Here is a 20,145-nt window from a genome sequence, read left to right as displayed (position 1 = left end):
CTCACTGGCGGCTCTCCTGCAACGGTGCAGGCTGGGCGGGTGCGGGCAGTGCAGCCGGTGCGAGTGCGGTGGGAATACCCGCAGACACTTCATCCACCGGGTCCGGCACCAACGCCGGATCCAGATCGGCCGGCTGCGGCTTGACCACCGGCTGCCCGGTCTTGCCGGCGGCCTGCGCGGCCAGCCACGACTGGATGTCGTCCGGCGGCACGTCCATCAGCCGCAGCGCGCCTTCCATCACCCTGTGGAACACCGGCGCCGACACCAGGCCGCCGTAATACACCTTGCCCTGCGGATCGTTGATCACGATGACGGTGGCAAAGCGCGGCCGCGTGGCCGGCACCAGGCCGGCGAACAGCGCGTTGTAATGCCCGCGCTCGTACCCGTTGGCGCCGTTCTTGCGCGCGGTACCGGTCTTGCCGGCCACGTGATAGCCCAGGATCGCCGCGCCCTTGGCGCCGCCCTGGGTGACCACGGTTTCCATCATGTCGATGACCTGGCGCGCCACTTCCGGAGTGACCACCTGGCGGGTTTCGTTGTGCTGGCCGCGCACGAAGGTCGGCGGGGTCAGCTTGCCGCCGTTGCCCAGCGTGGCGTAGGCCTGCGCGATCTGCAGCGGCGTCACCGACAGGCCGTAGCCGTAGGACATGGTGGTCTTGGACGGGCCGCTCCAGCGCGCCGGCTGCAGCACCACGCCGGCCGATTCGCCGGGAAAACCGCTGTGCGGGGCAGCGCCGTAACCGAAGTTGCGGATCGACTGATAGAAGGTCTGGTCCGGCACCTTGGCGGCGATCTTGGCCGCGCCGATGTTGGAGCTGCGGGTGATCACGCCGGTGACGTTGAGCACGCCGTTGTTGCGCGGCACATCGCGGATGGTGAAGCGCCCCACCGACATGTAGCCGGGGTTGGTGTCGATGACCGTGTCCTTGGTCACCACACCGGCGGTCAGCGCGGTGGCCACGGTCAGCGGCTTCATCGTCGAGCCCGGCTCGACCAGATCGGTGACCGCACGGTTGCGGCGCGCCGACGGGTTGATGCCGGTGACCGCGTTGGGGTTGTAGGTGGGCAGGTTGACCATCGCCAGCACTTCGCCGGTGGCCACATCCATCACCACCATCGACCCGCCGGCCGCATTGTTTTCGACCAGTGCGTTGCGCAGTTCCTTGTAGGCCAGGAACTGGATGCGGCGGTCGATGCTCAGCGTCAGGTCCTTGCCCGGCTGCGCCGGACGTACCAGATCCACGCTCTCCACGATCGCGCCGCGCGCATCGCGCACCACCTTCTTGGAGCCCGGCTTGCCGCGCAGCCATTCGTCGAAGGCCAGCTCCAGGCCTTCCTGGCCGCGGTCGTCGATATTGGTGAAGCCCAGCACGTGGGCCATCGCCTCGCCTTGCGGATAGAAGCGACGGAACTCGCGCTGCGAGAACACACCGGGGATCTTCAGGTCGACAATGGCATGTGCCTTGTCCGGGTTGATCCGGCGCTGCAGGTACATGAATTCCTTGCCGGCCTTCTGCGCCAGCTTGGCGTTCAACTCGTCCAGCGGCTGGCCGAGCGCCTTGGCCAGCTCGGGGATGCGATCCGGGTTGCGCAACAGTTCCTGCGGATTTACCCAGATCGATTCCACCGGCGTGGACACCGCCAGCGGCTCGCCGTTGCGGTCGGTGATCATGCCGCGCGAGGTGGCGATCGGCAGTTCGCGCAGATAGCGCGCTTCGCCCTGGCGCTGGTAGAAATCGCGGTTGACCAGCTGCACGAACGCCGCGCGGCCGATCAGCGTCACCGAGCACAGGCCCAGCGCGATGCCGACCAGCGTCAGGCGGCCACGCAGGTTGAAGTTGCTGCGCGCGCGGTTGCGGCCGGCCTTCATGGCGCACCTCCGTGTGCGCCACCCTGCGGGCGGCTACGCCATGCAAAACGGCTGTCCTGCCGTTTTGTCATGGGCGTACCTGTGTGTGCGCCACCCTGCGGGCGGCTGTGCCGTGCAAAACGGCTGTCCTGGCGTCCGCTCATGGGCGCACCACCACGATGTCGTTGGTCTCCGGGAACTTCATCCCGATGCGCGCACGCGCAACCTGATCCACGCGATTGCTTTCCGCCCAGGTGGCCTGCTCCAGCTGCAGCCGGCCGAATTCGATATTCAATTCATCGCGCGTGTGCTCGAGCTTGGACAGCTGCACGAACAGCTTGCGATGCATGTGGCGCATGTACACGACCCCGATCGCCGAGGCGATGCTGCAGGCAAGCAGCACGATGAGCAGCAGGCGGCTCATGCGGCGTCTCCTTGAGACGCCGGGATTGGGGATTCGGGATTCGAGATTCGCTCAGAGCGCTTTTCCAATCCCGAATCCCTACTCCCGAATCCCAGCTTCTCAGCCACCCGCAACACCGCGCTGCGGGCGCGCGGGTTGACGCCCAGTTCGGCGTCGTCGGCCTTGATGGCGCCGCTGATCAGCTGCAGCGTCGGCACGAACGGCTGCGCTTCGGGCAGGCGGCGGTTGCTCGGCGGGGCCTTGGCGTAGCGGGCCATGAACTGCTTGACGATGCGGTCTTCCAGCGAATGGAAGCTGATCACCGCCAGGCGGCCGCCGGGCTTGAGCGCGCCCAGGGCGGCGTCCAGGCCGGCTTCCAGATCGTCCAGCTCGCGGTTGATGTAGATGCGGATCGCCTGAAAGCTGCGCGTGGCCGGGTGGGTCTTGCTGTCGCCGCGCGGCATCACCGAGGCGATCAGCTCGGCCAATTGCGCGGTGCGCAGCAGCGGCTGTTCGGCGCGGCGGGCCACGATGGCGCGCGCGATGCGACGGCTCTGACGCTCTTCGCCATAGGTCCACAGCACGTCGGCGATCTCGCGGTCGCTGGCATGCGCGAGCCACTCGGCCGCGCTCTGGCCGGCGTCCGGATCCATGCGCATGTCCAGCGGGCCGTCCTTGCCGAAACTGAAACCGCGCCCGGCCACGTCCAGCTGCGGCGAGGACACGCCCAGATCCAGCAGGATGCCGTCGACGGTTGCCGCAGCGACCACCTGGCCGAGGCTGGCGAAGCTGCCGCGATGGATGGACACGCGCGCATCGTCACCGAACGACTGTTCGGCCACGGCAATCGCGTCGGGGTCCTTGTCCATCACCAGCAGTCGACCTCCCGGGCCAAGATGTTGCAGCACGCCACGGGCGTGTCCGCCACGTCCGAACGTGCCATCGAGATAGGTTCCGTTTTCGATCACCTGCAGGCCGTCCAGAACCTGCGTGTACAGCACCGGCACATGGGCCGCCGGTGGCTGCGACACCGGGTGACCGGGCTGCGCTTCACCGCGCATCCGGGCACCCCGGCTCACAACCTGAGATCGAGCAATTCATCGCCCAGATCCCCGTCAGACAATGTCTGCTGGATCAGTGCGCGATGTGCCTGCTCGCTCCAGAGTTCGAATTTGTCGCCCATGCCCAGCAGCACGGCCTTCTTCTCGATGCCGACCGCATTGCGGTGGCTGGCCGGGATGCTCAGACGGCCATTGGCGTCCAGCTCCAGCACTGCGGAAGAACCCACCAGTTTCTGCTGCAGCGTGCGGATCACGCGTTGGGTATTGGGCTTGGACATCACATCGTCACGCACCCGCTCCCACTCCTTTTCCGCGTACAGCCACAGGCACCCGGCTTCGAACGGGTTGTAGGTGAGCACCAGGCGATTGCCGCTCACGCGCGTGACCAGGTCGCGGTACGCGGTTGGCACCGCCATACGCCCCTTGTCGTCCACCGTGATGGCAGTCTCGCCCTGAAACACCGAATACAACCTCGAATACCCGCTGGGGGATCATTGAACCACGAAAAACCACAAAACACCTGGTTTTCCCTCCGTTGCCCACCTTAGCAGCGCGTCAAAGGTTGTCAACAACTTTGAAGGTCACAAATCGCCAGTCGCATCAATGAGTTGCAGCACTCTTTAGAGACTTGTTCAAAGGTTATCCACAAGTTGCTGTTTCATCTCAGATTTTGAGATTGAACAAAAATTCAGGGGCGTGAAGGCCATGTAAACCCGACCGCAGTCTCACTTCACACTGCGCCAGCTGCACATGGTCGTTGCGCAAACAGGCGACAATCGGCGCCATGTGCCTGGTCGCTCTTGCCTGGAAAACCCACCCGCGTTGGCGCCTGCTGCTGGCGGGCAACCGCGATGAATTCCACGACCGGCCGACCGCTGCACTGGCGCCCTGGCCGGCACCCGCCGACGGCGTGCTGGCGGGCCGCGATCTGCGCTCGGGCGGCAGTTGGGTGGGGTTGGGCAGCGACGGCCGCGCCGCGGTGGTGACCAATGTGCGCGACCCGCTCGCCACTGCGTCCGGCCGCTCGCGCGGACATCTCATCGCCGACTACCTGGCCGGCAGCCTGGACGCGGCCGTGTACGCCGGCGACCTGGCAGCGGCCGCGCACGAATTCCCGCCATTCAATCTATTGCTGTGCGACGCCGAGCGCTGCGAACACCTCAGCAACCACCCGCCGTTGGCACGCACGCTGGCGCCGGGCATCCACGGCATGTCCAACGGCCCGCTGGACGCGCACTGGCCCAAGACCGCTGCACTGACTGCAATCCTGCACGACTGGTGCGCGGAAGGCAGCGACGACCTGCAACCGCTGTGGACCGCCCTGGGCAACCCCGCCATCGCGCCCGACGCCGCCCTGCCCCACACCGGCGTGGACCTGCCCACCGAACGCCTGCTCTCGGCCGCCTTCATCAACGGCTCCAGCTACGGCACCCGCGCCAGCACCATCGTCGCGGTGGACCACCAGGGCAGCGGCTTCATCCACGAACGCCGCTTCGGCCCCGCCGGGATCTTCCAGGGCGAAACGCGGCTGGACATCGTCGGGACGCGTCGACAATGACTGCCGCAACCAGCGCACAGTGATCGCAGCCAAGGCAAGGCGCCCCAGCAACGCACCCAAGTGCAAGCCCCCTTGAGTCAAGGGGGCGCGGCGACAGCCGCAGGGTTTTGGCATGCCCGGCGCGGGGCCCGCGTTTTGGACTGCCGAAGGCCGTACCAAGCGTGGGTGTGGTCTTGGGGCGAACGCCCAAAGAAGGCAGCGACACAGCCGCGGAATTCTGGCCCCCAGAGGGGCCCCGCGTTGAGAAGGGCGAACGCCCGAAAGAAGGTGGCGGAGCCGGCCGATAAGCCGGGTTCTGTCGTGGACAGTCATTCGTCTAGGCGCTACGTCACCGCAGCGCTCAAGCAACCTACCCGGATCCAGCGCGGGCCACGCCAATGGATCCCTATTTGGTCTTGCTCCAGGTGGGGTTTGCCGTGCCGGTCCGTTACCGGACTCGCGGTGCGCTCTTACCGCACCATTTCACCCTTACCGGCCCCTCGCCACCCCTCTGCGGCCTCCGAATGCACTTGGCGATGCCTATATGCATCGCCGACACGCTTCAGTGGCGGCAGAGGGGTGACGAGGGACGTAGGCGGTATCTTTCTGTTGCACTTTCCGTCGGCTTGCGCCGCCCAGGCGTTACCTGGCACCTTGCCCTATGGAGCCCGGACTTTCCTCGGCACTCTTGCGAGTGACGCGACTGTCTGGCCGACTCCGCCGGGGCGCACTATACGCTATCGCCACCGTGCAGAACGGCGCCGCGAGCCGGCCCCGCCATCGCCGGCAGGCCCGCAATTGCCCGTAGGAGCGCACCCGGGCGCGAGAGGCCTTACCGAGAAAAATCCCACTACAGGTCAACGTGCTCCTGCAACAGCACACCTACCCGCCATACAAGGCCTTGCGCGGCGCACCGGTCAGCTCGGCAGCCAGCTTGGCAGCGGTGGACGGCGGCAGGTGTTCGGCCAGCTTGGCGTAGACTCGGCGGCCTTCGGCCAGCTGGCCTTCGGCGGCGTCGGCGGCGCCCTGCACCATCACCACGAACTCGCCCTTGCGCTGGTTGTCGTCGGCTTCGACCCTGGCCTGCAGCTCGGCCAGGGTGCCGTCGAGCACGGTTTCGAACAGCTTGGTCAGCTCGCGGGCGATCACCGCCGGGCGCTCGTCACCGAAGGCCCCGCGCAGGTCTGCCAGCGACTCGACAATGCGGTGGGAGGACTCGTAGAACACCAGGGTGCGGGTTTCGCCGGCCAGGTGCGCCAGGCGCTCGCGGCGGGCGGCGCTCTTGGCCGGCAGAAAGCCCTCGAAGCCGAAACGGTCGCTGGGCAGGCCGGCCACGCTGAGCGCGGCGATGGCGGCGCAGGCACCCGGCACCGGGCTGACCCGGATCCCGGCCGCGCGGGCGGCGCGCACCAGCTTGAAGCCGGGGTCGCTGACCAGGGGGGTGCCGGCGTCGCTGACGATGGCCAGCGACTCGCCCTCGCGCAGGCGCGCGACGATGCGCTCGGACATCGCCTCTTCGTTGTGGTCGTGCAGGGCCAGCAACGGGCGATCAATGCCGAAATGGCCGAGCAGCTGGCGGGTATGGCGGGTGTCTTCGGCGCAGATCGCGGCCACGCCACGCAGCACCTCCTGCGCACGCGGCGACAGGTCGGCCAGGTTGCCGATCGGCGTGGCGACCACGTGCAGGGTTCCGGGGGAGGTCATCAACGGTATTCCGTAGGGCAAAGGGTAGAATCGTAGCGTTTTTAACGGTCCGCCCCGGCGGGCCCCGTCCAATGGATCTGAAATGAACAAGCGTGTTGCAAGGATCTCCGCCCTGTCGCTGATGGTGATGCTGGCCGCCGGTTGCGCCACCAGCAGCGTGACCCAGACCGCCTCGCCGACCCAGAGCGCGGCGCTGGCGTTGCTGGACCAGGGCAAGCCGCGCGAGGCGGCGCAGCAACTGGAAGCCGAGGCGGCCAGCGCCAGCGGTGCGCAGCGCAGCCGCCTGCTGGCCGCGTCTGCATTCGGCTGGCACGACGCCGGCGATGACGCACGTGCGCGCACGCTGCTGGCGCAGGTGACCCCGCGCCATCTCAGCGGCGAAGACCGCGCCCGCTTCGCGCTATTGACCGGCGAGCTGGCGGTGATCGACAAGCAGGCCGCGCAGGCGCTGCAGGCCCTGGGCGACAGCCCGCAAGGACTGCCGCAGCCGCTGCAGACCCGCTGGCTGCTGGCACGCGCCGCCGCACTGGAAGGCACCGGCGACCTGTTCGGGGCCGCCGCCGACCGCGCACGCGCCGACGCCAGCCTGACCGGCACCCCGCGCAGCGAGAACCAGCGCGCGATCGTGCGCCTGCTCGCCGCACTCGACGATGCCACGCTGAAGGGCCGCACCGCGGCGCTGCCGGCGGGCGACCCGCTGTACAACTTTGCCGGCCGCGCCTTGATCAGCCGCGGGCTGGCGCTGCCGCGCGCGTTCGATCGCGACGCGCAATGGGGCTTTGACACCAGCAAGCGCCCGCCGGCCGAACGCGACGGCTATCGCCCGCCGGTCAAGCTGGGCGTGCTGCTGCCGCTCAGCGGCAGCCTGGCCACCGCCTCGGCGCCGGTGCGCGACGGCCTGCTGGCCGGTTACTACGCCGAAACCCGCCGCCGCCCGGAACTGCGCTTCTTCGATACCGCCGGTACCGCCGCCGGCGCCAATGCCGCCTACGACAAGGCGGTGAGCGCCGGGGTCGACTACGTGGTCGGCCCGCTGGGTCGCGACGAGGTCAGCGCCGTGTTCGCACGCGGCCAGCTGCCGGTGCCGGTGCTGGCGCTCAACCGCCCCACCGACAACAAGGCACCGCCCAGCGGCAGCGCCGGCTTCTCGCTGGCGCCGGAAGACGACGGCATCATGGCCGCCGAATACCTGCTCTCGCGCGAGCGCCGCAACGTGCTGATCGTCGGCACCAGCGACGACAACGGCAAGCGCACCATCAAGGCCTTCCGCGACCGCTTCACCGAACGCGGCGGCAGCGTCGCCGGCAGCATCAGCGTGGCCGAGGTGCCGGGCGACATCGGTGCGCAGCTGCGCAACTACGGTGCCGCCGATGCGGTATTCCTGGCGGTGCGCGGCAACACCGCGCGCGCGCTGGCGCCGCAACTGGCGTTGAGCGGATTCGCCGGCAAGTCGCGCGTGGGCACCTCGCAGCTGGTGGCCGGCACCGGCAAGGTCGAAGACGACCTGGCCCTGGATGGCATCATCTACCCGAGCGAGACCTGGACAGCGCTGGGCGTGTCCGGGCTGCCGGCCTCCACCCAGGTCGCCAGCACGCTGCCCAGCGCACGCGGACCCGGCGCGCGCCTGTTCGCGTTCGGCTACGACGCCTGGAAGATCAGCGCATATCTGGAAAAACTCGCCACCGGCACCGACGGCGGCCTGCGCGGAGCCACCGGCACCCTGCATCTGGATGGCTTCGGCAACGTGCTGCGCACCCCGGCCTGGTCCACCTTCAACGGTGGCCGCCCGGTGCCGATCGCCGACGGCCGTTGACGCCATGCCGGCAGCGCGCCAGCAGCGGGGTGCGGCGGTGGAAGCGGCCGCACGCGCGCTGCTGGAGCAGGCCGGGTTGCGGCTGGTGGTGGGCAATGCCAACTACCGCGGCGGCGAACTGGATCTGGTGATGCGCGACGGCCAGGCACTGGTGTTTGTGGAAGTGCGCTATCGCCGCGACAACCGCTTCGGCGGCGGCGCGGCATCGGTGGATGCGCGCAAGCGCCGCAAGCTGGTGCTGGCTGCGCAGTTGTTCCTTGCCTATCACCCGGCACTGGCGACCTTGCCGTGCCGCTTCGATGTGGTGGAAGCCAGCGGCGAGCCGCCGGTGCTGAACTGGATCCGCGACGCCTTCCGCGCCGACGATTGCTGACGACGACCCACGCGCGATGCCCACCATCATCACCCATGCCGCGGTGCCGCTGGCGCTCTGGTGCGCCAGTGAACGCGGCCGCCTGCCGCCGCGGCTGCTCGGTGCCGGCATCGTCGCGGCGATGTTGCCCGATGCCGATGTGCTGGCGTTCGCGTTGCATGTTCCGTACGCGGATGCGTTCGGCCATCGCGGTGCCAGCCACTCGTTGCTGTTTGCCGGGCTGATCGCGCTGCTGGGTGGTGTTGCGCATCGCCTGTTGCGTGCGGACGCACTGCAGGCAGCAGCGTTCTTGTTCGTCTGCGCCGCATCGCATCCATTGCTGGATGCGATGACCTCCGGTGGCCTGGGCGTTGCCCTGACCTGGCCCTGGAGCGAGGCGCGCTGGTTCGCGCCATGGCGGCCGATTCGCGTGTCGCCTTTCGCCAACGGTTTCTTCAATGCGCGCGGCCTTGCCACGCTGCTCTCCGAGCTGCGCTGGGTCTGGCTGCCGCTCACCGTCGCGGTGCTGGGATGGAAATGCATCCAGCGCGCGGCACCACAGGATCACACTTCATGACCGATGTGCTTCCCACTGCCTTGGCCGCGTTACTGGCCGCGCGGCTTGGCCCCGATGGCTGGTTGACCGGCGACGACGCGCGGCGCCGCTATGGCGAGGACGATTCGCGCCGCTGGGCATTGCCCGCCGCCGTCGCCTTGCCGGGCGATACCGAGGATGTGGTGGCCATCGTGCAGGCCTGCCGCGCGCATGGCGTGCCGATCGTCGCGCGCGGCGCCGGCACCGGCACCACCGGTGCGGCGGTGCCGTTTTCCGGCGGCGTGGTGGTGTCGATGGCACGCATGGATCGCATCCTTGCGCTGCGTCCGGCCGATCGCTGCGCCATCGTGCAACCGGGCCTGCTCAACGGCCAATTGCAGCAGGCCTTGCAGCCGCATGGCCTGTTCTGGCCGCCGGATCCGTCCAGCGCGGACATCTGCAGCGTCGGCGGCAATCTGGCCACCAATGCCGGCGGCCCGCGCGCGGTGAAATATGGCGCCACCCGCGACAACGTGCTCGGCCTGGTCGCTGTGACCGGAACCGGCGAGGTGATCCGCTGCGGCGGTGCGTACACGAAAAATTCCACCGGCTACGACCTGACGCATCTGCTGGTCGGCAGCGAAGGCACCCTGGCGATCATCGTCGAAGCGACCTTGAAGCTGACGCCGCGCGCGATCGCGCAAGCCGGCGTGCGCGCGCTGTATCGCGATGCGGCCAGCGCCGCGGCGGCGGTGTCGCGCATCATGGCGCAACCGACCACGCCGACGATGCTGGAATTCATGGATGCCAGTGCGATCGCATTACTGCGCCGCAACGGCAGCGATGTGCCCGAGGCCGGCGCGATGCTGCTGATCGAAGCCGATGGCGATCACGACACCCTGCCCTACGCATTGCAGGCCTTGCACGATGCCGCCGATGGCGAGGGCGTGGTGAGCCTGGACGTGGCCGCCGATGGCAGCGCGCGCGACAGGTTGTGGGCCGCGCGGCGTGCGCTGTCGCCGGCATTGCGCACGATCAAGCCGGGCAAGATCAACGAGGACGTGGTGGTGCCGGTCTCGCGCATCCCCGAACTGGTGGCCGGCGTGGAAGCGCTTGCCGCCGAGTTCGCGTTGCCGATCGTGGCCTTCGGCCATGCCGGCAACGGCAACCTGCACGTCAACATCATGTACGACCCGGCCGATGCCGACGAAGACGCGCGCGCACATGCCGCATTGCCGCGTCTGTTCGCACTGGTGCTGTCGCTGGAAGGCACACTCTCCGGCGAGCACGGCATCGGCGTGGCCAAGCGCGACTTCATGGCCCAGGCCTTCAGCGCAGAGACGCTGGCGGCGATGCGCGCGATCAAGGCCGCGCTCGATCCGGACGGGATCCTGAATCCGGGCAAGGTGCTGCCACCGCGCTAGTGGCGTTGTCGCCTCAGCGCGTCACCCCGATAAAGCGCAAACCCACGCCCGGTTCGGTGACGATGTAATGCGGGTCGGCGGCATCGTCGTGCAGTTTCTGGCGCAGCTTGCCGACCAGGATGCGCAGGTAATGGGTGTCTTCCTCGTGGGTGGGGCCCCACACCTCGCGCAGCAGTTGCGGCTGGGTGACCACGCGGCCGGCGTGCTTGAGCAGCAGCGCGAGCAGGGCGTATTCCTTGCGGCTCAAGGGCACCGCTTCGCCATCGAGGGTGACCTCGCGCAGGCCCAGGTGGATGTGCAGGCGGCCGTCGTCGAACACGCTCTCTTCCACCGTGCTGCCGGCGCCGGCCTGGCGCAGCAGCGCGCGGATGCGCGCCATCAGTTCCTGCACGCCGAACGGCTTGGTGACGTAGTCGTTGGCGCCGGCATCGAGCGCGGCGACCTTTTCGGTTTCGCCGGCGCGCACGGTGAGCATGATCACCGGCACGTTGGACCACTGGCGGATCTCGCGCAGCACCTCGTGGCCGTCGCGATCGGGCAGGCCGATGTCCAGCACCACCAGTTCGGCGCCCTGCCCGGCCAGCGTGGCCAGGCCTTCTTCGGCGGTGCCGGCCTGCAGCACGCGGTAACCCTGCGCACGCAGGCTGATGTCGAGAAAGCGGCGGATCTGCGGCTCGTCGTCGACGATCAGCACGCGGGCAGGCGGGATGGCAGTGGAGTCAGTCGGCATCGGGGCGAGGTGGCGCGGCGGGAACGAGCAACGGCAGCGTAATGCGGATCGTGGTGCCGTGACCATCGGCGCCGGCCAGCGCCTCCACGCTGCCGCCATGCGCGCCGATCATGCCCTGGCAGATGGTCAGGCCCAGCCCGGTGCCGTGACGGCCGCGGTCGCCACGCTCCACGCTGTAGAACATGTCGAAAATGCGCGCGCGCTCGTCCTCGGGAATGCCGGGACCCTGGTCGCCGATATCGATCTGCAGGGCGCCGGCCTGCAGCCGTGCCTGCACGGTGACGGCCACACCGGCTGGCGAAAATTTCGCCGCATTCTCCAGCACGTTGAAGATGGCCTGTTCCACCAGTGCCGGGTGCACCCAGATCGCCGGCAGGTCGGCGGCCAGATCCAGTTGCAGGCGCACCGCCGGCTGGTAGCGCTGCAGCCGCCGCGTGGCCGAGCCGATCAGCTCGTCCACGCCGATCCAGTCGCGCTTCAAGGTCAGCCCGGTGTGGCCGAGCCGGGTCATGTCGAGCAGGTTCTGGATGTAGCGATCCAGCCGCTCGCCTTCGAGCTGGATGGTGTCGAGCAGGCTGTGGCGGTCTTGCGCGTCCATCGCATCGCCGTAGCTGGCCAGGCTGCTGGCCGAGCCGATCATCGAGGCCAGCGGCGAGCGCAGATCGTGCGAGACCGAGGACAGCAATGCCGAGCGCAGGCGCTCGGTTTCGCCACTGACGCGCGCGCCTTCCAGATCGGCGACCAGGCGCGTGCGCAGCGCCGCCTGGCCGATGTCCTCCACCATCGCTTCGGCCAGCCGACGCTCCTCCAGGCCGGGCCGCTGCACGCTCTGACGAAAGCGCAGCGCGGCCACCCCCAGGCTGCCGCGTTCGTGCCGCACCGGCAGGCACCACCACTGCGCACCGGCCAGTGTATCGGTGAAGCGGCCGGCCGGCTGACCGTGGCGCTGGGTCCAGTCCGCCGCGCTGCGATCGAGTGCACCGAAGCTGGCCGGTGCGTCGCTTTCGCGCTGCTCCAGACGCAACCAGGCCTCGGCATCCAGGGCCGTGGCCAGCGCGCGACGGCCGGCTTCCAGCACCTGCCCCAGATCGGCGGCGGTGCTGAGCTCGCGGGCCAGCGTCTGCAGCGCATTGGCATGCGCATTGGCGGCGCGCAAGGCCAGCACCTGGCTGCGCAGGCGCGAGGCCAGGCGGCCGGCGACCAGGGCGGCAATCAGGAACAGGCACACCGTCACCACGCCCTGGCGCGCGCTGATGTGCAGGGTGAAGCGCGGTTCGATGAAGAAGAAGTTGTAGGCGACAAAACTCAGCAGCGCGGCGATCACCGCGGCAGCCATGCGCGTGCGCGAGGCCACCAGCACCACCGCGACGATGAACACCATCGACAGGTCGTCGATGTCGGTCCAGCGCTGGATCACCCACGCCACCGCGACCGCGGCAGCGGCGGCGATCGCCGCGAACGCCAGGTCGTAGCGCTGCAACCACTGGCGTGGATTGCGCCAACGCTGGCGTGCGCGTGCGCGCGCATCGGCGGAGCTGACGATGACCAGTTCGTAATGCGCGCCACGTTGCAGCAGTTGCTGGGTCAGCGTGCGGTTGAACATGCGCGCCAGCGGGCGTTCGCGCGTGCGCCCCAGCACCAGCGTGGACACGCCGTTTTGCGCGGCGAAATCCAGCAACGCCTCGGCGACGTTGGCACCATGCAGCAGCGCGGTATCGCCCCCCAGGCGGCGTGTCAGTGCGAACGCGCGGTCGATCTCCAGCTGCCAGGCGGCGTCGGCCACGGTGCGCGTCTGCACGGTGACCACCGTCCACGGGGCATCGCGTCGTTCGGACAACCGCCGCGCCACCCGCACCAGATAATCCGAGCTGCCACGCCCATCGATGGCCACCACCACGCGGCGGCGCAAGGCGGCAGTGCCCGGCAAACCGCGTGCGGCCTGGGTGTCGCGCAGATCGCTGTCGACGCGGTCGGCCGCGGTCTGCATCGCCAGCTCGCGCAGCGCGGTGAGGTTGGAAGGCGAGAAAAACGCCTGCAAGGCCTGTGTCGCCTGCTCGGGCAGATACACCTTGCCCTGCTGCAGGCGCTCGATCAGTTCGCGCGGCGGCAGGTCCACCAGCACGATGTCGCGCAGGCGGTCGAACACCGCATCGGGCACGGTTTCGGACACGCGCACGCCGGTGATGCGCAGCACGATGTCGTTGAGGCTTTCCAGGTGCTGGATGTTGACCGTGGTGTAGACATCGATGCCGGCATCGAGCAGTTCCACGATGTCCTGCCAGCGCCGCTCGTGCCGGCTGCCCGGCACGTTGCGATGGGCCAGCTCGTCGATCAGCGCCAGCTTCGGCTTGCGCGCCAGCAACGCGTCCAGGTCGAGTTCTTCCAGCTCCCGGCCCTGGTAGTTGATGCGGGTGCGCGGCAGCAGCGGCAGGCCATCCAGCAGTGCCGCGGTTTCGCTGCGGCCATGGGTTTCCACCACTCCGGCCACCACGTCCATGCCCTGGCGCAGGCGCTCGCGCGCCCGCGACAGCATTGCGTAGGTCTTGCCCACCCCGGGCGCCGCGCCCAGAAACACGGTCAGGCGCCCGCCATGTTCGCGCTGCAGTTCGCCGATCAGCGCGTCGGCTTGTTGGGTGCGGGCGTCAATCATGGAGGCCGGGATTGGGGAAGCGGGATTGGGGATTGGTGCAGCCTACCGCGAGCTGACAGCTCTAGTGCTGTTGCCTTGGCCCATTCCCGATTCCCGACTCCCCATTCCCCGCGCGATCCAGCGCCAGGTTCAGTGCCAGCACATTCACCCGCGGCTGCCCGAGCAGGCCGAACTGTGGCTGTTCGGTGGCGGCCCGTACCAGCGAAGCCACGCGCTGTTCCGGCCAGCCGCGCGCGGCGGCGACGCGACGCACCTGGACCTGGGCGCCGGCCGGGCTCAGGTGTGGATCCAGGCCACTGCCGGATTGGGTGATCAGTTCGGCGGGGACCGCCTCCGGTGCGATGCCGTCGCGTGCAGCCACCTCGGCGCGCGTGGCGGCAATGCGGCTTTGCAGGTCGGGATTGGAACGCGCCTGGTTGCTGCCGGCCGCCGCGCTCGGGTCGTACTTGGCCGCCGAGGGGCGTGGCTGGAAATAGCGCGCGTCGGCAAACGGCTGCGCCACCAGGGCCGAGCCGACCACACGCGTGTCATCGCGCAGCAACGAGCCGTGCGCCTGCGCGGGGAACAGCGCACCGGTGATGCCGGTGGCGACCAGCGAATAGCTCAGGCCCAGGCCCAGCAGGATGAACAACGCCAGCATCACCGCCCCGCGCAGGGCGCCGTCGTCGCGCAACGGCTGCGCCGTGGACGGACCGGTTTTCGAAGAAATCGTCATGACTCAGTTCCCCAGGGTGGCGACAAGCGCCAGGTCGATCAACTTGATCGCGGCAAACGGCAGCAACACGCCACCGACGCCGTACATCAGCATGTTCCGGCGCAGCAGGGCCGTGGCGCTGGACGGGCGAAAGCGCACGCCGCGCAACGCCAGCGGAATCAATGCCGGGATGATCAGTGCATTGAAGATCAACGCCGCCAGCACCGCATGCCGCGGGTTGGACAACTGCATCACGTTGAGCGCGGCCATCGACGGAATCGCCGCGGCAAACAGCGCCGGCAGGATCGCGAAATACTTGGACACATCGTTGGCCAACGAGAACGTGGTCAACGCACCGCGCGTGATCAGCTGCTGCTTGCCCACTTCGACCACCGCCAGCAGTTTGGCCGGATCCGAATCCAGATCGACCATGTTGCCGGCCTCCTTGGCCGCCTGCGTGCCGGAGTTCATCGCCAGGCCCACGTCGGCCTGGGCAAGCGCCGGCGCATCGTTGGTACCGTCGCCGACCATCGCCACCAGCCGCCCGCCGGCCTGCTCGGCGCGGATGCGGGCCAGCTTGTCTTCCGGGCGCGCCTGGGCGATGTAGTCGTCCACGCCGGCTTCGGCGGCAATCGCGGCGGCCGTGAGCGGGTTGTCGCCGGTGATCATCACCGTCTTGATGCCCATCGCACGCAGCTGCGCGAACTTTTCCTTGATGCCTTGCTTGACCACATCGCTCAGCTCGACCACGCCCAGCACATGCCGGCCTTCGGCCACCACCAGCGGGGTGGCGCCGCCGCGCGCGACTTCTTCGATGCGGCCATTCAACTCCGGCGACACCGTGGCGCCCTGCGCCTGCACATAGGCCACGATCGCATCGCCGGCACCCTTGCGGATGCTGCGCCCGGCCAGATCCACGCCGGACATGCGGGTCTGCGCGGTGAAGCCGATGAAATGCGCGCCCTCCGGCTCGACCGCCACCGCGCCCTGCTGGCGTGCCAGCTTGACGATAGATTTGCCTTCCGGCGTCGGGTCGGCCAGCGAGGCCAGCATTGCCGCATCGCGCAGCTGCGCACGGTCGATACCGGCCAGCGGATGGAACGCGGTGGCCTGCCGGTCGCCGTAGGTGATGGTGCCGGTCTTGTCGAGCAACAGCACGTCCACGTCGCCGGCCACTTCCACCGCCTTGCCGGATTTGGCCAGCACATTGGCAGACAGCGCGCGGTTCATGCCGGCAATGCCGATCGCCGGCAACAACCCGCCGATGGTGGTCGGGATCAGGCACACCAGCAGCGCGATCAGCAACAGCGGATCCAGCGTAACGCCGACAAAACCCGCAATCGCCGGCAGCGAGGCCACCACGATCAGGAAGGTCAGCGTCATCGCCGCCAGCAACAAGGTGAGCGCGATTTCGTTCGGCGTCTTCTGCCGGTTGGCGCCTTCCACCAAGGCGATCATGCGATCCAGGAAACTATGCCCCGGCTCGGCGGTGACCTTGAACACGATCTCGTCGGAGAGCACGCGCGTTCCGCCGATCACGCCACTGCGATCGGTGCCGGCCTCGCGCAGTACCGGTGCCGATTCGCCGGTGACCGCCGCTTCATTGATCGTTGCAACGCCGCGCACGATCTCGCCATCGGCCGGGACGAATTCGCCTTCGGACACCATCACGTAGTCGCCCGGGCGCAGCTCTGCCGCCGGCACGCGGGTCTCGCGGCCGCCGAGTGCGGTTTCCACCCGGCGGGCGACCAGATCCTTGCGCGCACGGCGCAGCGATGCGGCCTGCCCACGCCCGCGCGCCTCGGCGATGGCCTCGGCGAAATTGCCGAACAGCACGGTGACGAACAGGATCGCCGTCACCGCCCAGCCGAACCCGGCATTGCCATACCCGCTGGCGGTGATCACCGCCGCCAGCAGCGTGCCACCCATCACCACCGCCATCACCGGGCTGCGCAGCAGATGCCGCGGCGCCAACTTGAGGAAGGCCGCGCGCATCGCCGCCACCAGCACGGCGGCGTCGAACAACGCCGCGTCACCGCGCGCGCGTTTTTCAGTCGTATCGATCGTAGACATTGCTCAAACTCTCAGGACGCCGCCAGGGCGAGGTGTTCAGCGATAGGACCCAGCACCAGTGCCGGCATGAACTGCAGCACGGTGAGCACCAGCACGATCGCCATCAGGGTCAGCGCGAAGGTTGGCGTTTCGACTTGCAGGCTGCCGGCCGATTCCGGCGCGCGCCGCTTCACCGCCATGCGCGCGGCAACCATCAGCGGCAGGATCAGCGCGGGATAGCGGCCCAATGCCAGCACCGCCGAGCAACTCAGGTTCCACCAGTACGTCGCATCGCCCAGGCCTTCGAAACCCGACCCGTTGTTGGCAAAGGCCGAGGTGTACTCGTAGAACACCTGACTGATGCCGTGGAAGCCGGGATTGGAATTGGCGGTAAATGCCGGCACCGCCAGCGCCACTGCAGTGAAGCCCAGCACCACCAATGGCTGCAGCAGGATCAGCAGCGCAAGCAACTGCACCTCGCGCGCTTCGATCTTGCGGCCGAACAACTCCGGCGTGCGCCCGGTCATCAAACCGGCCAGGAACACGCTCAGCAGCAGATACACCACGAACTGCTGCAGGCCGCAGCCGATGCCGCCCCAGATCGCGTTGATCAGCATGTCCACCAGCGTGACCAGGCCGCTCAACGGCGCCAGCGAATCGTGCATCGCATTGACCGAGCCGTTGGAGGTCTGCGTGGTCAAGGCCGCCCACAACGCAGACGCATCTGCGCCGACACGCACCTCCTTGCCTTCCATCAAGGCAGCCGAGCTGGCGCTGGCCGAATGCGCTTCGGACCACAGCAACAGCGCGGTGGATGCGACCGACATCGTCAGCATGGTGCCGAACACCAACGCGGTGAGACGCTTGCGCCCGGTCAGGTAGCCGACCATGAACACCACGCTCATCGGCAACAGCACCAGCGCCAAGGTCTCCAGCAGGTTGCTCAGCGGCGTGGGGTTTTCCAGCGCCACCGAACTGTTGGGGCCGTACCAGCCGCCACCGTTGGTGCCGAGCTGCTTGACCGCGACCATCGCCGCAACCGGCCCGACCGGAATGGTCTGCTTGGGCATGCCGGCGCTGCTGTCCAGCGGTGCGGCGGTAGCCGCACCCTGCAGCGTGGAGGGCACGCCCTGCCAGCCGAGCAGCACGGTCCACAGCAGGCACAGCGGCAGCAACACACGCACGCTGGCGCGGATCACATCCGCCCAGTAATTGCCGACGTCTGCCTCCGGCAACGCCTCCAATCCGGCAGCCGACTGCTGCCGCCCCGGGCGCGGCGTGACGATCTCCGGCTCCTCCAGCCCGGCCACCCGTGGCTTGGCGCTGACCGTCGCATTGGATGCCGGCAAGGCGTCGGACACAGTTGCGACCGCCCGCCCACCGAACAATGCGCGCAAGGTCGCCACCGCCAATGCCAGACCCATCATCGGCGTGACCACCTGCAGGCCGACGATGCCGGTCATCTGCGCCAGATACGACAACTGCGCCTGGCCCGAGTAGTGCTGCTGATTGGTGTTGGTAACGAATGACACCATGGTGTGCAGCGCGGTGTCCCAGCGCATGTTCGGAATGGCGTCCGGGTTGAACGGCAGCCACGCCTGGGTCATGAACACTGCCCAGGTGAGCAGGCCGACAACCAGGTTGCTGAGCAGGAAAGCTACCGCATACCCACGCCAGGACATCCCCTGCTGCGGGCGGGTACCGAGCAACGCATACAACGGCCGTTCGATCCAGCCGAACAGCACGTCGCCACGCATCGGGGCGCCGCGCATCACCGCTGCCAGATAACGGCCCAGGGGCCAGGCCAGCACGATGGCCAGCGCGTAGACAAGGAGAGTTTCAATCATTGGAGCGCACTCGCATCAGAAGTCTTCGGGGCGCAGGACCACGTACAACAGGTACGCGGCGGCAACGAGTACGGCCACGCCGCACAACAGGGACAACCAGGCAGGCATGTCAGCTACTCCCCAAGACGCGCGCAACGCGGCGCGATGGATGCGAGATGCGGCGGCGCATGCAGCGTCTGCAGGCCGACAAGGCAAAGCGCTGCCGCACCGCGCGCGCAGCGGCGATGGAGCAGACAGGTCAAGGGATGCATCGGGATCGTCCACGGCGGAACCGCTCCGCCAACCCGCGCAGTGTCTTCCCGGGCTGCGTAAAGTCGCTATGGACCTGCAACAGCCGCCGCGTAAATTCCGCATAAATGCTGTGTGGCGACGGTCTGCAGTCACGTCTCCACGCTATGCAGTCGTTTCCGGACAACTTCCGCCTCTAGTCCCAACTCAGGACGACCAGGTTTTGAGTCAGGGCGTTATGAGGTTGGAGCAGAGCCTCGTTGGTCGAGGGCGCGGTGCCCTCACCACTTCCGGGACACGCCGTAAATCCGTCCATGGAGGCTCCTTGGCGGCATCCATGCCGCCAAGGGTCCCGGAACCGGCAAGGTCACCGCTCCAGGACGTTTTGAGGTTGCTTCATTGAAAGCCTGCTGATTGCTTGGCTCGTCTTGGCAACTGATTGGGCATGCTGCAAACGATGCATCCCATACCCTGCTTACCCGTGCGCACCGACCATCTGGACTGGTCCTTGCCCGCCCACCGTCGCGGGACCTTACGCAGCATGGATGCTGCGTAAGAGCCTACATGGACGTACTTGCGGCGTGTCCTGCGAGGGTGGGCGGGCAAAGGGCCCTGCAGTGGAGCCGCAGATCAGCCGCTCTACAACTGATCTAGCCGCGCGACCTCATCCCTAATACACAAGGACACAAAGACAACCGGGATTCCGAGTCGCAGCCTCGCTCACCAGATGCCGTCAAAACCTGGCGAGGCGAGCACACAGCGCCCTCCCCGCTCGCGGAACAAGCCGTGACGCCGCACCTGGAGGCTCCCACGTGTCCCCACCTGTCGACGGAGCACTCACCGCCGCTGCACTAACGTACCGGCGTCATCCATCAGAGTCCTTGCACATGCCTGTCAGCTACTCGATCAGCCTGCCCGACCCCAAGCTCGCCCGCGGCGGCGATGCGAGCGTAAGCTTTAGTGCCCATGGTGCCGAGGCCTTTGCCGAACAGTTGCAGGCCGCCTTGCGTGATCCGGCCTGGTTCGATCGCTGGCGCCAGCTGCAGGCCGACCCGGACGCGGTGGACCCCAGCCTGGGCGTGACCGATCCGTCGGCCACGGTTACCGGCAAGCAGGGCGATCTGCGTGTGGACCTGGTCGCCACCACCAGCATTCCCGGCGACCTGCTCAAGCAACGCATGCAGGCCCTGGCCGGGCACCACTGGGAACTGCGCGACGTACGTTGAGTTCCACGGCCGCTGCGTGCACGACGCGGCGGCATTTCGC

Annotated in this window: 17 protein-coding genes and 1 other RNA gene; 6 read left to right on the top strand and 12 right to left on the bottom strand. The window is 68.1% G+C overall.

The window, feature by feature from the left end; all coding sequences use genetic code 11:
- Window position 1: 1 nt before the first annotated feature.
- The 4 genes from ABQ039_RS03830 to mraZ all read right to left on the bottom strand — a co-directional run bounded on the left by ABQ039_RS03830 (window position 2) and on the right by mraZ (window position 3,783).
- Window positions 2-1,870: a penicillin-binding protein 2 gene (locus ABQ039_RS03830; protein ID WP_024939428.1), complete on the bottom strand. Its 1,869-nt coding sequence runs from the start codon at window positions 1,868-1,870 to the stop codon at window positions 2-4.
- Between the two features lie 139 nt (window positions 1,871-2,009).
- Complete coding sequence (gene ftsL, locus ABQ039_RS03825; protein ID WP_005991913.1) at window positions 2,010-2,273, bottom strand: cell division protein FtsL; 264 nt, start codon at window positions 2,271-2,273, stop codon at window positions 2,010-2,012.
- Entirely contained in the window at window positions 2,270-3,313 is a 1,044-nt protein-coding gene (gene rsmH / locus ABQ039_RS03820) for a 16S rRNA (cytosine(1402)-N(4))-methyltransferase RsmH (RefSeq protein ID WP_184610472.1), read from the bottom strand. Before rsmH ends, ftsL begins: the two co-directional genes overlap by 4 nt.
- A gap of 14 nt (window positions 3,314-3,327) precedes the next feature.
- Entirely contained in the window at window positions 3,328-3,783 is a 456-nt protein-coding gene (mraZ, locus tag ABQ039_RS03815) for a division/cell wall cluster transcriptional repressor MraZ (RefSeq protein ID WP_024939430.1), read from the bottom strand.
- Between the two features lie 314 nt (window positions 3,784-4,097).
- Between mraZ and ABQ039_RS03810 the strand changes: the two genes are divergently transcribed.
- Window positions 4,098-4,871 carry an NRDE family protein gene (locus ABQ039_RS03810; RefSeq protein ID WP_349778186.1) on the top strand — a complete coding sequence of 258 codons (774 nt, stop codon included), beginning with the start codon at window positions 4,098-4,100 and terminating at the stop codon, window positions 4,869-4,871.
- 268 nt (window positions 4,872-5,139) lie between these two features.
- Here ABQ039_RS03810 and rnpB read toward each other — a convergent pair.
- Both rnpB and rsmI read right to left on the bottom strand, forming a co-directional pair.
- Window positions 5,140-5,569, bottom strand: an RNA gene (gene rnpB, locus ABQ039_RS03805) — RNase P RNA component class A.
- 163 nt (window positions 5,570-5,732) lie between these two features.
- Window positions 5,733-6,554, bottom strand: a complete 822-nt coding sequence (gene rsmI / locus ABQ039_RS03800; RefSeq protein ID WP_039523544.1) for a 16S rRNA (cytidine(1402)-2'-O)-methyltransferase — start codon at window positions 6,552-6,554, stop codon at window positions 5,733-5,735.
- An 82-nt stretch (window positions 6,555-6,636) separates the two neighbouring features.
- Between rsmI and ABQ039_RS03795 the strand changes: the two genes are divergently transcribed.
- Genes ABQ039_RS03795 through ABQ039_RS03780 form a run of 4 tightly spaced genes read left to right on the top strand, consistent with a single transcriptional unit; the run spans window position 6,637 to window position 10,678 of the window.
- Window positions 6,637-8,367, top strand: a complete 1,731-nt coding sequence (locus tag ABQ039_RS03795; protein WP_016903090.1) for a penicillin-binding protein activator — start codon at window positions 6,637-6,639, stop codon at window positions 8,365-8,367.
- 4 nt (window positions 8,368-8,371) lie between these two features.
- On the top strand, window positions 8,372-8,740 hold the full coding sequence (locus ABQ039_RS03790; RefSeq protein WP_104590614.1) for a YraN family protein: 369 nt from the start codon (window positions 8,372-8,374) through the stop codon (window positions 8,738-8,740).
- Between the two features lie 16 nt (window positions 8,741-8,756).
- Window positions 8,757-9,296: a metal-dependent hydrolase gene (locus tag ABQ039_RS03785; RefSeq protein ID WP_167704750.1), complete on the top strand. Its 540-nt coding sequence runs from the start codon at window positions 8,757-8,759 to the stop codon at window positions 9,294-9,296.
- Window positions 9,293-10,678, top strand: coding sequence for an FAD-binding oxidoreductase (locus ABQ039_RS03780; RefSeq protein ID WP_104577208.1), 1,386 nt, complete (start codon window positions 9,293-9,295; stop codon window positions 10,676-10,678). The genes ABQ039_RS03785 and ABQ039_RS03780 overlap by 4 nt, the downstream gene beginning before the upstream one ends.
- Before the next feature lie 13 nt (window positions 10,679-10,691).
- Here the strand turns inward: ABQ039_RS03780 and ABQ039_RS03775 are convergent, their stop codons facing one another.
- From ABQ039_RS03775 to ABQ039_RS03750, 6 genes are all read right to left on the bottom strand, one after another.
- Window positions 10,692-11,408: a response regulator gene (locus tag ABQ039_RS03775; protein WP_047126017.1), complete on the bottom strand. Its 717-nt coding sequence runs from the start codon at window positions 11,406-11,408 to the stop codon at window positions 10,692-10,694.
- Entirely contained in the window at window positions 11,398-14,058 is a 2,661-nt protein-coding gene (locus ABQ039_RS03770; RefSeq protein ID WP_039523533.1) for a sensor histidine kinase KdpD, read from the bottom strand. The genes ABQ039_RS03775 and ABQ039_RS03770 overlap by 11 nt, the downstream gene beginning before the upstream one ends.
- Before the next feature lie 61 nt (window positions 14,059-14,119).
- Window positions 14,120-14,773, bottom strand: coding sequence for a potassium-transporting ATPase subunit KdpC (gene kdpC, locus ABQ039_RS03765; protein ID WP_184610281.1), 654 nt, complete (start codon window positions 14,771-14,773; stop codon window positions 14,120-14,122).
- Window positions 14,774-14,776: 3 nt separating this feature from the next.
- Complete coding sequence (gene kdpB / locus ABQ039_RS03760) at window positions 14,777-16,825, bottom strand: potassium-transporting ATPase subunit KdpB (RefSeq protein ID WP_039515790.1); 2,049 nt, start codon at window positions 16,823-16,825, stop codon at window positions 14,777-14,779.
- A gap of 11 nt (window positions 16,826-16,836) precedes the next feature.
- Complete coding sequence (gene kdpA / locus ABQ039_RS03755) at window positions 16,837-18,651, bottom strand: potassium-transporting ATPase subunit KdpA (RefSeq protein ID WP_349778185.1); 1,815 nt, start codon at window positions 18,649-18,651, stop codon at window positions 16,837-16,839.
- A 15-nt stretch (window positions 18,652-18,666) separates the two neighbouring features.
- Window positions 18,667-18,759, bottom strand: a complete 93-nt coding sequence (locus tag ABQ039_RS03750) for a potassium-transporting ATPase subunit F (RefSeq protein WP_006452907.1) — start codon at window positions 18,757-18,759, stop codon at window positions 18,667-18,669.
- Window positions 18,760-19,766: 1,007 nt separating this feature from the next.
- Between ABQ039_RS03750 and ABQ039_RS03745 the strand changes: the two genes are divergently transcribed.
- Window positions 19,767-20,105: a hypothetical protein gene (locus tag ABQ039_RS03745; protein WP_039509881.1), complete on the top strand. Its 339-nt coding sequence runs from the start codon at window positions 19,767-19,769 to the stop codon at window positions 20,103-20,105.
- Window positions 20,106-20,145 lie beyond the last annotated feature (40 nt).

The sequence above is a fragment of the Xanthomonas sp. WHRI 6108 genome (genome assembly GCF_040202385.2).
GTDB classification, from domain to species: domain Bacteria; phylum Pseudomonadota; class Gammaproteobacteria; order Xanthomonadales; family Xanthomonadaceae; genus Xanthomonas; species Xanthomonas arboricola.
Note: the sequence above shows the minus strand (reverse complement) of the source record. Positions and strands in the feature narration are given on the sequence as shown.

Coding starts and splice junctions, on each gene's coding strand:
- ABQ039_RS03790 (WP_104590614.1), top strand. CDS start 8,372: ATGCCGGCAGCGCGCCAGCAGCGGGGTGCGGCGGTGGAAGCGGCCGCA.
- ABQ039_RS03830 (WP_024939428.1), bottom strand. CDS start 1,870: ATGAAGGCCGGCCGCAACCGCGCGCGCAGCAACTTCAACCTGCGTGGC.
- rsmH (WP_184610472.1), bottom strand. CDS start 3,313: ATGCGCGGTGAAGCGCAGCCCGGTCACCCGGTGTCGCAGCCACCGGCG.
- kdpA (WP_349778185.1), bottom strand. CDS start 18,651: ATGATTGAAACTCTCCTTGTCTACGCGCTGGCCATCGTGCTGGCCTGG.
- rsmI (WP_039523544.1), bottom strand. CDS start 6,554: ATGACCTCCCCCGGAACCCTGCACGTGGTCGCCACGCCGATCGGCAAC.
- kdpB (WP_039515790.1), bottom strand. CDS start 16,825: ATGTCTACGATCGATACGACTGAAAAACGCGCGCGCGGTGACGCGGCG.
- ABQ039_RS03745 (WP_039509881.1), top strand. CDS start 19,767: ATGCCTGTCAGCTACTCGATCAGCCTGCCCGACCCCAAGCTCGCCCGC.
- ABQ039_RS03810 (WP_349778186.1), top strand. CDS start 4,098: ATGTGCCTGGTCGCTCTTGCCTGGAAAACCCACCCGCGTTGGCGCCTG.
- ftsL (WP_005991913.1), bottom strand. CDS start 2,273: ATGAGCCGCCTGCTGCTCATCGTGCTGCTTGCCTGCAGCATCGCCTCG.
- ABQ039_RS03785 (WP_167704750.1), top strand. CDS start 8,757: ATGCCCACCATCATCACCCATGCCGCGGTGCCGCTGGCGCTCTGGTGC.
- ABQ039_RS03750 (WP_006452907.1), bottom strand. CDS start 18,759: ATGCCTGCCTGGTTGTCCCTGTTGTGCGGCGTGGCCGTACTCGTTGCC.
- ABQ039_RS03780 (WP_104577208.1), top strand. CDS start 9,293: ATGACCGATGTGCTTCCCACTGCCTTGGCCGCGTTACTGGCCGCGCGG.
- kdpC (WP_184610281.1), bottom strand. CDS start 14,773: ATGACGATTTCTTCGAAAACCGGTCCGTCCACGGCGCAGCCGTTGCGC.
- ABQ039_RS03770 (WP_039523533.1), bottom strand. CDS start 14,058: ATGATTGACGCCCGCACCCAACAAGCCGACGCGCTGATCGGCGAACTG.
- ABQ039_RS03775 (WP_047126017.1), bottom strand. CDS start 11,408: ATGCCGACTGACTCCACTGCCATCCCGCCTGCCCGCGTGCTGATCGTC.
- ABQ039_RS03795 (WP_016903090.1), top strand. CDS start 6,637: ATGAACAAGCGTGTTGCAAGGATCTCCGCCCTGTCGCTGATGGTGATG.